Annotated in this window: 13 protein-coding genes; 4 read left to right on the top strand and 9 right to left on the bottom strand. The window is 37.1% G+C overall.

Annotation, left to right across the window (positions count from 1 at the left end; all coding sequences use genetic code 11):
* Positions 1-14 precede the first annotated feature (14 nt).
* Positions 15-1,238 (bottom strand): C39 family peptidase, encoded by a 1,224-nt coding sequence (locus MSBR3_RS07330; protein WP_048107341.1) that lies wholly within the window; start codon positions 1,236-1,238, stop codon positions 15-17.
* Between the two features lie 378 nt (positions 1,239-1,616).
* Here MSBR3_RS07330 and MSBR3_RS07325 point away from each other — a divergent pair, with 378 nt between their 5' ends.
* Positions 1,617-2,093 carry a helix-turn-helix transcriptional regulator gene (locus MSBR3_RS07325; RefSeq protein ID WP_230627952.1) on the top strand — a complete coding sequence of 159 codons (477 nt, stop codon included), beginning with the start codon at positions 1,617-1,619 and terminating at the stop codon, positions 2,091-2,093.
* A gap of 235 nt (positions 2,094-2,328) precedes the next feature.
* Here MSBR3_RS07325 and MSBR3_RS07320 read toward each other — a convergent pair whose 3' ends face one another.
* The 4 genes from MSBR3_RS07320 to MSBR3_RS07305 form a co-directional block, all read right to left on the bottom strand.
* Positions 2,329-2,667, bottom strand: coding sequence for a hypothetical protein (locus tag MSBR3_RS07320; RefSeq protein ID WP_048107340.1), 339 nt, complete (start codon positions 2,665-2,667; stop codon positions 2,329-2,331).
* A 123-nt stretch (positions 2,668-2,790) separates the two neighbouring features.
* Complete coding sequence (locus tag MSBR3_RS07315) at positions 2,791-3,198, bottom strand: hypothetical protein (protein WP_048107339.1); 408 nt, start codon at positions 3,196-3,198, stop codon at positions 2,791-2,793.
* A gap of 282 nt (positions 3,199-3,480) precedes the next feature.
* Positions 3,481-3,822: a hypothetical protein gene (locus tag MSBR3_RS07310; protein WP_048107338.1), complete on the bottom strand. Its 342-nt coding sequence runs from the start codon at positions 3,820-3,822 to the stop codon at positions 3,481-3,483.
* A gap of 58 nt (positions 3,823-3,880) precedes the next feature.
* Positions 3,881-4,768 (bottom strand): zinc-dependent metalloprotease, encoded by an 888-nt coding sequence (locus tag MSBR3_RS07305; protein WP_048107337.1) that lies wholly within the window; start codon positions 4,766-4,768, stop codon positions 3,881-3,883.
* A gap of 361 nt (positions 4,769-5,129) precedes the next feature.
* Between MSBR3_RS07305 and MSBR3_RS07300 the strand changes: the two genes are divergently transcribed.
* Positions 5,130-5,642, top strand: coding sequence for a helix-turn-helix transcriptional regulator (locus MSBR3_RS07300; protein ID WP_230627949.1), 513 nt, complete (start codon positions 5,130-5,132; stop codon positions 5,640-5,642).
* Positions 5,643-5,671: 29 nt separating this feature from the next.
* Here MSBR3_RS07300 and engB read toward each other — a convergent pair whose 3' ends face one another.
* The 3 genes from engB to MSBR3_RS07280 form a co-directional block, all read right to left on the bottom strand.
* Positions 5,672-6,301 (bottom strand): GTP-binding protein EngB, encoded by a 630-nt coding sequence (gene engB, locus MSBR3_RS07295; RefSeq protein WP_048107336.1) that lies wholly within the window; start codon positions 6,299-6,301, stop codon positions 5,672-5,674.
* Positions 6,302-6,718: 417 nt separating this feature from the next.
* On the bottom strand, positions 6,719-7,696 hold the full coding sequence (locus tag MSBR3_RS07285) for a DHHA1 domain-containing protein (protein ID WP_048107334.1): 978 nt from the start codon (positions 7,694-7,696) through the stop codon (positions 6,719-6,721).
* A 439-nt stretch (positions 7,697-8,135) separates the two neighbouring features.
* Positions 8,136-9,731, bottom strand: coding sequence for a BatD family protein (locus MSBR3_RS07280; RefSeq protein ID WP_048107333.1), 1,596 nt, complete (start codon positions 9,729-9,731; stop codon positions 8,136-8,138).
* 444 nt (positions 9,732-10,175) lie between these two features.
* On the opposite strand from MSBR3_RS07280, the gene MSBR3_RS07275 reads away from it, so the two are divergent.
* Positions 10,176-10,925, top strand: coding sequence for a Nif3-like dinuclear metal center hexameric protein (locus MSBR3_RS07275; protein WP_048107332.1), 750 nt, complete (start codon positions 10,176-10,178; stop codon positions 10,923-10,925).
* Between the two features lie 291 nt (positions 10,926-11,216).
* Positions 11,217-11,393 carry a hypothetical protein gene (locus MSBR3_RS20155; RefSeq protein WP_155396753.1) on the top strand — a complete coding sequence of 59 codons (177 nt, stop codon included), beginning with the start codon at positions 11,217-11,219 and terminating at the stop codon, positions 11,391-11,393.
* A gap of 300 nt (positions 11,394-11,693) precedes the next feature.
* Here the strand turns inward: MSBR3_RS20155 and MSBR3_RS07270 are convergent, their stop codons facing one another.
* Positions 11,694-12,518 carry an HD domain-containing protein gene (locus MSBR3_RS07270; protein WP_048107331.1) on the bottom strand — a complete coding sequence of 275 codons (825 nt, stop codon included), beginning with the start codon at positions 12,516-12,518 and terminating at the stop codon, positions 11,694-11,696.
* Positions 12,519-12,750: the final 232 nt, after the last annotated feature.

Below are 12,750 nucleotides of genomic sequence, written 5' to 3'. Positions count from 1 at the left end.
TCCTTTTAGGAATTTTAAGGCCTCACATATATACGCTTTCTTTCTTGAGCACCATTGACTTCCACCGTTTGGTGACCAGATCCAACAGGCAACGGGTCATTAATATATATATAATATAATCCAATCCCAGTATCTCCATATCCATAACAAACTCGAAAATGCCCTGGAATCATAGTGAAAAACGGTCTGTAGTTGTTGATCTCAGTTTTAGCGGTCGTAAAACTCATAATAGTATTAATTTGTGTGCCACTCTGTCCTAATCCCCCTTCCTGCTGACTATAGCCACAATAATCTTCAGCATCGCTATCTGAGATCCCTCCATCTGGGTCATTATGGTTATGCCATCCCTGAAAATCATAGATGTAATTTTGGGTCCGATATATGTTACATATGTATTTACCAATCATTTGGCAACTTGCTGGGCCACAGTAATAATTTCTTTCTTGCCCATATAAGGGAACAGAGAGATTTTTACCTGTGATTAACGTTGTTGCTGCATCAGTACTTAGTTTTTTCATATTTTCTTCAGTGACCGACACATTAATATTAACCTTTTTATTAGATGCTGCTTGTTCTATAGAGTTTGTGAGTTGATCACTTTTCTTCCATTCCTTTAAATTATTGTCCTTTCCATTCATCAAAAGCTGATCGTACATTGACCAAACTCCAGGTTCGATTTCAGTTGCTGGTTTATCTTCCACCTCATCAAGGGTATATGCATCTACAAATATCCTATATTCTTTTCCTGTTGTTTTGTCTTTTACTACGGTCATTGCCCCAATACGCGGATAGCTGTATACAACCATATTAGTTGATTTAATTTCTCTAGTTGGATATCTGTTTTTGGCAATTTCTATTGATTTTTTTGTGGCTTCAGCTACTTTAAAGGGTTTAGAACCGAATTCAATGTTGTTAACTGAAGCTCCAAGCGTTTTATCGGTACAAACATCTATTCTACCTATTAGATTGTTATTTTTGTATACAGAAAATTGATAAAACAATTTCTGACCATTTATGTCATAAAGCTCCAGTGGTTTGGGATCAATTGATGCTCCTGTCCAGTTTTCAAAGTTTGGTGCGTCAGATGCTATAAAACTTATCATGTGTGCATTTGCATGTTCTAAAGCTTCCTCAGCAGTTACAGAATAGTTATCCTCTTTCTGTGCACTCACGGCTGGTATTAACGCTACCATTAGTAGCATTATAGCAAAAACCATCTTTGTTTTCAAATTTTTCATTCTTCTTGCCTCTCTTCTTTACTCACGAGGCAGGATCCGGCAAACCTTAAGTATTCTTAAAGCTATAATTTCCCTGCCTCAAGGCATGTGGAGCTCCAATCTACTCTGGAAGGTTTGTTTGAGCTCCATTAACTACTATTAAAACAAATTATATAAACTGTAAAGGTTTTAACGGGATCATTAAACTATCAAACTAGATGCTTAATTTATGATTCCATTTAAGCATAGTGTTACTTAATATTAACAATCATTTGACATACTAGATAGAACTATTAGATAAAACTCGCAGGAGTAGCTGACTCTTTTGCAACATTTGGGACAATTAATAAATTCAAATATTTCTGGTCTACGCATTACATGGAGGGAATTCCCGATTTTTTGTTAAAAGAAATTGGATGTCTTTATAATTCTATGATTTTCCATGACAGAAGAACAAAAATCCTTAATGTCTACACCAATCAGTTAAAAACGATTAAAGAGGCAGAACATATACACGGCATATCATCCGTGATAACTGAAGGATATGCTGATTCCATCTCGGAAAAAGTGAAAGAAGGAGCCTCTGTTGAGCTTATAATTCCTCTTCATGTTGCAGAAGAATTAAAACAGTCGCCTTATGCAGAAAAACTTGAGGTACTGAAAAGTTATAACAATTTTCAGTTAAGATATAAAAATGAAGACCTTAAAATGGGACTAATTGTTACGGATAAATGCCTTGCCTTAAGCCTGTACAAGAGAAGAGGCATTGAATATGACATAACCACAGGTTTGTTTAGCTCTGATCAAAAGGCTATTGAGTGGGGAGAGAGGCTTTTTGGGTATTATAAAAGGGAGGCAGGGTTCACAAAAATATAATAGATTCCAAGTGCGTCAGTGAAAATAGACGGATATATTATTGAAATATACAAACTAGTCTAAGAATTCAAAGATATGCTCGTCTCTATGTCTATATTATTCTTCCAATGTAGTCAGCACCAAGTGTTTTAACTGCACAAACACCAAATGATCTAGTTTCTGTGCTTTGTTTCTGTGTTTTAACACTGCAGTCTATAATTCAGAAATACCAAAATTCTGTATCCCGTTTCATCGATTAGTCAGCAGATTCATAATGGATATCATAATACTCATTATTAACTTTTATATAGTTAGTTTCATTATTGGATGATATTTTACCAAACTCCGATACATTTTCATGGTAGTTGGAAGGAACTTTAATTTCTTTTCCTGGATTTTTTACTGCTTCTTTAACACATGGATATTTCTCAAGATCTTCTAAACTGAACTCTGTATATCTCTCTGGTGGATCCTGAAGTTTATCTGCGCGAACATACATACCTGCTCCAGGCTGATAAATCACTAAAAAGAAAACCAGAAATAGTGCAAGGATTCCAAAAGAAATAATCATTAGAGCTGTTGTCGTTGATTTCATATAACCCTCTTCAAGCGACAATGAAATAACAATTAAACTGTCAACGTGCAACATAAATACAATATTCTAAACTGTTTTGGGCTCAAATTAAGAATTTCTACAAAGCCAATAGTTGTGTTTCTATTAAACTTGGAGTCTGTCAATAAAAATAGACTCATTTACTACTGAGATATGCAAGCTAGTCCAGGGATTCAAAGACATGCTTTCTTCCGTGCTTATATTATTTTCTAAAGTTGCCTTTATCGTATAATTATTTTTATTTAATGGAAAAATCATCTTGGACAATAACCATAAACTTTTAGATTCTTCTGCTTTTTCGTGAGGAGACAGTTTATAACTCTCTTCAAATATTGATTTATTATCTGAATTAACTATTTTAATAAGTACTGTGTGACTAGTTTCATCTCCATTCTCGACACAAAAAAAAGATGTAGGGGGACCCATGAAAAGATATGGTAGGATTATAAAAAATCCTGCTAAAATCAGAAGGGCTATTCCTAAATAGCGAAGTTTTTTATTGACTTTTTCCATGTTCCCACCCAATTCCTTTATATATAGTTATTAATGGTCTATTCCATAATCTACGGTGTTACGACAGGAAGTACACCATATATTTGTACCCTGTTGAGCATAAACATAATTCATTATACACTCAGGATGAAGCGGAGAATTTTGATCATCTGCGTCAAAATTATGAGAGGCTTCATGCTGAACTATACTATCATGTGGTCAATCAAAACCATCTTCAGTGGTCTGTGTTGTTAGGGCGAATTATTGATCAAATCTATATAGTATGATTTCCTTTTTTGGAAATTAGTCAGCGGATTCATAATGCATATCATAATAATCATTATTAATTTTTATATAATTAGTTCCGTTATCATACATGATATTAGCAAACTCTGTCATATTTCCGTCGTCGTTATCGAAAGGGAGCTTAATTTCTGTTCCTGGGTTTTTTACTGCTTCTTGAACATAGGGGTATTTCTCGATATCTGCTAAACTGAACTCCACATATTTCTCTGGAGGATCCTGAAGTTTATCTGCGCGAACATACATGCCTGCTCCAGGCTGATAAATCACTAAAAAGAAAACCAGAAATAGTGCAAGGATTCCAAAAGAAATAATCATTAAAGCTGTTGTTGTTGATTTCATATAACTCACTTCAAGCAACCATAAAAGAAAATGTAGGATTAAATCCTACACAAACAATTTAAAAATGATTTCTATGGGTTTCGATGGTTTGATCGCAGTCTACACACCAGTTAGCTGTTATCATCATATTGACGTAAGTCATTATACAGACAGGACCAGTGTATCCATGATCTGGACATCCATAGTTATGTGATGCTTCATGTTGCCCAACATGCCAATCCCAGTCTGCAGTGATCTGATGTTTCATTATCCATGCATCACCAAGATGCTCAGATCTACCTCTTTTATCCATGCTTTGGTCGGTGAAAATGGCAAGCATATCCATGCCTTGATGGTTAGAGTTCCACCCTGATTCACTTTGTGCTTCTCTGAGAAGTAGGCTGCAATTATCCTCACTGTCAGTACTATCCCATGTTGAGTATTTACCTACCACAAAATTTATACTATGATCATTATTGAATGCATCATCGGCACCTTCAATGGTATTATATGCTTTAGTTTTCCAATTACTTCCAAAAGTGCTCCTATATTCTTCATCTGCGATTATCCAAACGTTAACTGTGTTTGTCGTCGTTGTTTGTGCAACTGATGATTGTAGATTAACATTTTTTGCTGAGATATTTCCTATCATTATTTTCTTTATGTCCTCGGGATAATTAGCAGGAAGATTTTCCAAGTCCTTGGAGTTTTCAATTCTCACAGGTTTAATCTTTAGATCTTCCTCAATCATTTTTCTTACTGTTTCGTTTTTCTCAGCGAGGGCACGACGTTCATCACCACTAAGCCGATTTAATTCGTCACCCTTCTTGAACCATGGATCTCCAATAGATTCGTCTTGACTTTCTTTTGCAGTACTATCTGCACTCACACTCGGCGCAAATACCACGCCAATCAGCAGCGTTGTCAAAAGTAGTATTCCTATTCCAAATTTCGTCTTCGCCGTCATTCGTTTACCTCTTTTGGTTTAGTTTCCCATGAGGCAGGATCCGGCAAGCCTTAAGTATTCTTAAAGCTATCATTTCCCTGCCTCAGGGCATGTGGAGTTTCAATTTACTCTGGAAGGTTTGTTTGAGCTCCATTAATTACTATTAAAACAAATTATATAAACTGTAAAGGTTTTAACGAGATCATTAAACTATCAAACTAGATGCTTAACTTATGATTCCATTTAAGCATAGTGTTACTTAATATTAACAATCATTTGACATACTAGATAGAACTATTAGATAAAACTCGCAGGAGTAGCCGACTCTTTTGCAACAGTTGGGACAATTAATAAACTCAAATATTTCTGGTCTACGCATTACATGGAAGGAATTCCCACTCCATTGCTAAAAGAAATTGGATGTCTTTATAATTCTAAAGTTCTCCATGACAGAAGAACAAAAATCCTTAATGTCTACACCAATCAGTTAAAAACGATTAAAGAGGCAGAACATATATACGGTATATCGTCCGTGATAACTGAAGGATATGCTGATTCCATCTCGGAAAAAGTGAAAGAAGGAGTCCCTGTTGAGCTTATAGTTCCTCTTCATATTGCAGAAGAATTAAAACAGTCGCCTTATGCAGAAAAACTTGAGATACTGAAGAGTTATAGCAATTTTCAGTTAAGATATAAAAGTGAAGACCTTAAAATGGGGTTAATTGTTACGAATAAATGCCTTGCCTTAAGCCTGTACAAGAAAAGCGGCATTGAATATGATGTAACCACAGGTTTGTTTAGCTCTGATCCAAAGGCTATTGAGTGGGGAGAGAGACTTTTTGGGTATTATAAGACCCACTCAGAAGTGAAGTTACATGGCAATCATGCTTTGTGACGATATGCCTTATGACGAGTTTTTTTAAATCAAACATACTTGAATAGGTCATCTCTTTTCATTTCGTGCAGTCTGTCCCGAAGCAGACCTTTTAAAGCTTTCATGTCTCCTTTTTTGGCGCTAATAGGCGCTATAATGTGTTTCCAGTTCTGCCAGGGAGGCTCAAGCCCGAGACGGGCTGCGATCTCGTCAAGAAGGGGATCGTACTCGCTCTCTTTTACTTTATCCATCTTGTTTGCTGCAATAATGGTATCAATCCCGACTTCCCTGAGAAAATCAAACATTTCAACGTCTATCGGAATCTGGTCTCTTGAGTCCCAGCGGTCCACAATCTGCGGAAAAGCCGGGCCATCTATAACAAGCACTCCGAGCTTGATCTTTTTGGCATTATCTTCGATATAGTGCACGGTTTTATCTTTTACGATATCCTGCTTCCTGTCTTTTACTCCGCTCATGAAGCCGAAGCCAGGCATATCCGTGATAAGCATGTCCGAAACCTGAGCATGGGCAGGGCGCAGGGTAACTCCTGGGCGTTTTCCTACTCTTACTTTCGCCCCGAAAAGTTCCCTTAGCAAAGAGGATTTGCCCACGTTTGAACGGCCTACAAAGATAATCTCAAAGCTTACTCCGCTTTCAGCTGCAGTCTTACTGGTTTCCATTGTTTTTACCTCCAAGCCTTTCAAACAATTTTTTTAAAAGGATTGATCAAAAATCCATGACACGGCGTGATCACAAGCCTTTTTTAAAAAGGCTTAACCGCAACCCTTTTTTAAAAAGGCTTAACCGCAACCCTTTTTTAAAAAGGCTTAACCGCAACCCTTTTGGAAAAAGGCTTGACCGAAAACCTCAGTAACGTTTGGATTTAAAGAACTTATCCCCAAACCCTATAGGCGTGATCACAAGCCTTTTTAAAAAAGGCTTGAGCGAAAATCACTGCTAAATCTAAAACATCACGACGGCGTGATCAACAGGCGCAACGGTTGCGGGTCAACGGTTGCAGCCCAACAGTTATGGGTCAACAGTTATGGGTCAATAGTTGTGGGTTGACATTTTTGGTCAGGCAGCGCTCCAGTTTTTTACTCATGTGCTTCCTCAAGTTTTTTATCAAAAGCCCTGAGGAATGCGTTAAGGGAATCTTCAGGAATTCGAGCACCTGCTGCAAGAGGATGTCCTCCGCCGCTTCCTCCGAATCTTGGGGCTACTAAGCGGAGAATACTGTTTACGTCGATCTCTCCTCTTGAGCGGATACTCAGGTCATAAGCCCCCTTTCTTTCACGATACTCGGCTGCAATCCCTACTTCCCGTCTGCCGTAAGAGGCTGCGTAGATTGCTGCCTTTGAAATGGAGTTATTTGTATTTACAATATACGCACAATTTCTCAGAACTTCCACATTATATTTAACAAAAAGCCTTAATCTTTCCTCGTTAACTGCAGCTTCCCTGGCAAGTTCAGATAGGTTCGGAATATTTGATGGGATGATATCCTTTGAGAGAGGTTCAAGAAGGGCTCTCTTGAATTCGTACTCCCTTCCTTTATATAGGATGGCCTGGGTCAGGATTCCGGCCTGGAAATAAAGGCTTCTTTTATCCCAATCCTTAACCCAGCTCTTTAAATGAGGAGTGTTGTCGCAAAAGTCCCCAATTGCTCCGTAAATTGCTATCCTCCGCATATCCCTATCCAGCTGTTCCTCAAAAAGCCTGTAGGTCAGCTCTGAGGAACAGGCTTCGAGATCATGGTAGAACCAGCTTTCTTTCTCACAGCTTTTCGGAAAAGGGTGATGGTCAACGTAGTAAAGGTTGCATTTTTCTGCAAGTCTGCTAAGTGCTGCGTGAAGTTCAGAGCAGTTCTTTTCATCGATTGCAATATCGCAAATAATAAGAGTTTTCACATCCTCGATAAGTTTTAGTTTCTCAAGAAGGTTAACCGGATTTGTAAAATACACATACGCATCCGGATAAGCGGTTTTTGCAATCGCACCAGAGCATATCCCATCCGAGTCTCCATGAGTAAGGATTAGAGTTTTTGCTTTGATCCAGTTCTGGAATTCTTTCATGTTTTGCTTCCTTTTCCCGAATAAAATATTTATTCTAAGGCAGTGTCTCTTCTAACGGCAGTGTTGAGCTTTTTTCACTTTCAATCCTTTTTGTTTTGCTTCAAAAAATTCTTTTTTCATTTGAAAACTAATAAGAACATTAACTTTTTCTTTATATTAAACTTTTATTTTTTTATCTAAATAAGTTTCAAGGTAAAAGAGGTTTATATTAATTTATCGCTTTTGAAACAGTCAAGAATTACATCATAAAATAATTTCTATCCTTATTAATAAATATGGAAATAATAAATATGGAAATAATAAATATGGAAATAGTAAATAAGTAACTGAAAGTAATGGAAAAAGTGATGACAAGAAGTTTTTTCAGTAAATTCTATTGAAAACAAGAGGTGAATGCCCTGGAAAATCCAGAGCGTTCAAAACTTTCATTTTAAGCTTTTCAGGTGCGTCTTCTTCCCAGAATGCCTGCAACTACGAGAAAACCTGCTATGGCAAGAACAGGGCCGAACCCGGGAGTATCTTCGGATTCTTCATTTTGCGCCATAACTGAGGAATCATTTTTTTCCTGATTTGAGTCCGTTTTCCCTTCCGGCTGCTCGCTGCTACCTTCAAGAGAAATGGGTACTCCTACATAAACAGCAGGAGTATCCGAAATAACCTCTCCTGAGTATTCATCAAGGTCGAGGAAACTTGCTTTGCATGCAGGCAGACGAACTTCCCCTTCTTTATGCATCTGCAGGATATAACTTACTGTTTTTGAATCACCATTGCTTTCGAGAATTTGCTTGAAACTGGTTTCCCCGCTTATTAGTTTAGCTTCCGGAGGAACGATGTCGGTTACTGTCACACTTGAACCAACATTTCCGGTGTTTCTTACAGTGATCGTTACAGTCAGTTTATCTCCTGAATTCAGTTGCTGACGGTCAATGGTTTTTGTGACTGAAATTTCTGGTCCGTAAATTTTTATATTTTCCGAGTTATTGGAACCCGCTTCCCCATTCTGCCCATTTGGCAGGGTAAAGTTAGCCGTTGCTTTTGGGAAGGTGAATTCTCCTGGTTTGTCAGGAATCAGGGTGTACTCAAAAATTTTTTCAGTTAATTCTCCAGATTTAAGGGAAAGGGTCTTCTCGAGCACCATGTCTTTCTGAAGGTGTGTTTCTGGAGCCACCGAATCCTTAAGTATAATATTATCCAGATCACACAGTCCTTCGTTCCGGACGTTAACCGAGACACGGATAGGTTTTCCCATATGATTATTTTTTGTAATAACTTTTGAAATAACGAGACCCCATTTTTTTTCTATTTTTATGACTTTGAAGCCTATGTCTTCATGCTTCTCATCCCTTACGTCCTCGCAGGTAACTTTTGCAGTTACATTAAGGTCAGTATCTTCCCATGGTTTGGGAGCTTTCAACGTAAGGTTTACAGGTTCAAGAGTTTCGTCTTTAAAGACTTGACCAAACGTGTATTTTGTTTTTCCTTTAAGAACTTCCATTCCGGCTGTGTCTATGGTTAGAATGGTGTTTTCAGCTTTTGCATCTCCTTCATTTTTAATCTTTATCGAGACATCGATTGCGCTGTCCCCGGTAGATTTCGAGTCATATGTATCTTTTTTAGTTTCAACTTCTATGTCAAATCTTGGTTCTCCTTTTATAAGGATATCCAGTTTAGCATAGGGGTTCCAGTTTCCGGTTTTGAATTTCTTTCCGTTTTTCTCGATAGTCTCATAATTAGGGTCCACTTCCTGGGCATAAACCTTTATCCTGTCGTCATATACGACTTCCAGGCCTACGGAAAGTGGAGAAGTCTTAAGTTTTTCTCCGTCTTTTGAGATTGAAATAAAAACCTGGTTGTCATCGTTAAAATCTTCTGCCTTTATATCATAGCCATTGACTGTTACCGTATCCCCCCAGTACAGTGTTGTTCCATCCTGTTTCTCTACCCACTCGATGTCTTCTTCCGCAAAAGCAGTTACTGAAAAAGCCGAAACGAAGAAAACGGCAAGTAATGCAATCAGTGCAAGCTTCTTAGCCATAATCATCTTCCTTGAATTTGATATCTTTATACTTAATCTACGCACTGGAAGCATGCATTTTGAGTTCCTGAAATGGCTACAGCTCTTTAAATTTACGACTATAAATTATACATAATAAATGTCTATTTACTATTGAATCAGCCGTATTTTACTACTCTATGCATCGGTTTTGCCCCAGCACTCCCTTATGATTTGCATTTTTCTAACTTTATTAATTTAGTAGCTCTAATTTCATTACACGATAAGAACTTTTACTAAACTCTATAAATTATCTTGGCATAAGGTATTTAATTTTTTGTACTGTTTTCATCTCTAATAAACTTCTTATATCAGAGTTGTTTTCTTTTTAAGGCCGTGTATCCTAAAGAATCAGGAAAGGAAGTTTCATAAGTCTCAAAACTTAATCAAAAAGTAGTAATTCCTTCCGATATCGGAGGTTTTTTCATGGAACTTATAAAGGTCGTAGAAACTCTCGAAGAAATCGCGCCGCCTGAACTTGCTGAAGATTTTGATGAAGGCAGAATCGGACTAATTCTCAACCTGGGAAATAATATAGAAAGAATTGCAGTTGCTCTCGATGCCAATTCTTATGTGCTTAAGAAAGCCGCAGAAATGGAAGCAAATCTTCTGGTTACCCACCATACTCTTATCTTCCATCCGATAAACAAAGTCTCAAAATCCCTTGCTGAATCCCTCAGGCTTGCTCTTGATAACGGAATATCCCTTTACAGCATGCATACAAACTATGATAGGGCTGAAGGGGGCATTAATGATGTGCTTGCTGCAAGGCTTGGACTAAAGAATCTCGAAAATGTGGAAACCGGCATAATAGGAGAGGTCGAATCCTGTACTTCGGCTGAACTGGCATCTCATGTTTCGGAGACCCTGCAAACTCCTGTAATATATGTTGGTGAAAAAGAGGAAATAAGGAGAGTAATGGTCATTGGTGGCAGTGGCTTTACTACTGAGTTCCTTGAAATTGCAAGGGCAAATAGAGTCGATGCTTTCATATCTTCCGAACTTAAGCATAACATTATCCGTGAGTATGAGGAACTCTGTCTTATTGATGCTACTCACTATGCCACGGAAAATCCGGGTATGGAGGCTTTATGCTCCAGGCTGCGTGAAATTTCCGGGCTCGAAGTGGAGTTTATTGAACAGCCTTCCGGAATCAAAGCAGTTGATAAAACCTGAACATCTTTCAAGATTCTGGCTCAATAATGAAAGGTCCAAAAAAATCCTAATTAAAATAATACTCTAACTTAAAACAATGTTCTAGTTTAAGACAACGCTCTAATTTGAAACAATGTTTTAGTTTAAGATGATACTCTAATTTAAAATAACATTTAACTAAAATAATTTTTAATCCTGCTAGTAATATTTAATTAAACTAACGTTCTAAAAGATAATTGAGAATAAATTTAAGTGAAAGTGTAGATTACAGCAAAATGTATATTATCTAAGTGAACCGGGGATGATTTTAATATGACAGAGAAAAAGAGTCAAAGTAGATCGGGTTTAGAGGAAAAGGATAAACATATAGAGAAAAATATTAAAGAAGATTCCCTGGAATCAATGCTTGAAGAACAGTTAAGAAATCAGGTTCGTTCAGATTATCGGCGCAGTTTGGGCAATGAATCTCGTAGAAGATTCATGGAGTAAGCTAACATTTAAATGATTTCTGAATGGATTTCTTTTTCTAATGAATTGGATTTCTTTTTCTAATGAGTTGGATTTCTTTTTCTAATGAGTTGGATTTCCTTTTCTAATGAGTTGGATTTCCTTTTCTAATGAGTTGGATTTCCTTTTCTAATGAGTTGGATTTCCTTTTCTAATGAATCGCATTTATAATTTTCATACATCATCTCTTCTCTCTTTTATTCAGCTCTCTTTTGTTCAGTTTATCTAACACTTATTGATGTTTCGGTTTAATCTGATCTATACTCTTTAATGCTTATTAGCTTAGCTGATATCTGTTTTCATAGCTTCGTTTCTGGGCCTGGTTTCAATTGCATTCAAATAGCTATCAATATGTTTGCGTACTATCTGCACTTCTTCAATTTCTGGTATTGAGTACAGAATTGTCTTTAGATAACCACGTTCTCTGAGAAGGCTAAAAGCCGCAGGAAAATTAATGTCGAAAATCCAGCTCAGACGAAGGAGTTTAATATCATTCAGATTTTTGGCATCTGTAAGCTTTGCCATTCTATTATTCAGGATATCAGCAACTATTTTTTCCGAACATCCAGGCGTATCAGGCATATCGAATTCAAGAGCCGGGTTCCTGAATTCCTCCTTTTTTTCATAGTCTTCACTTACAAGCTTCAGGATATCCAGTTTATCGGCATCCCGAATCAATTTCAAATAAAAAAGGAATTCACTGGAAGTTTCTGTGCATTCGGGAATTGCCATGCTATTATGATATTCCACAGCTTTAAGAATTAAATCTTTCTCTTTCCGAGATAGAATGGTAAGAATTCCGGCATTTTTCAGAATTTTTACCCCAAGGAGGGCATGATTTTCAGATTCCAGGTCACTGAACGTCCTGTATTTCGTAAACTGCTCAAAACGACCCAGATCATGAAATAAAGCTATTGTTTCGGCCAGCCTGGAGCCTTCTTTCTCCAGGTTTTCAGCTTTAGCGAGTAAGAGTATGTTTTCACAGACTCTTGATGTATGTTCGATTTTCAAATCAATATTTTCCTGAATAAAAGCTTCCGGAGAGGAAAATTGGTCTACGTAATCCAGAAACCATTTTTTGAAGAAATCCAGTTCTTCCTTCTGCATGCTTTTGCAATAGGAGTTTCAATGTATAATCTTTTCGTATATCTACTGGGATTTTGAGATATATCTCTATCAATGACTGTATTTTTATCATTAATTCTATTTTACTGTCAAAAATCTTATTTTACTGTCGGAGTGTTTTCTATTTTACGATTTATTATTTCTGTAACAATAATATACTGCGTTAAGTATAATAACAATTCAGAGGGTCTTTTTATACTGCATAAATTTTATA

The sequence above is a fragment of the Methanosarcina barkeri 3 genome (genome assembly GCF_000970305.1).
GTDB lineage: Archaea > Halobacteriota > Methanosarcinia > Methanosarcinales > Methanosarcinaceae > Methanosarcina > Methanosarcina barkeri_A.
Note: the sequence above shows the minus strand (reverse complement) of the source record. Positions and strands in the feature narration are given on the sequence as shown.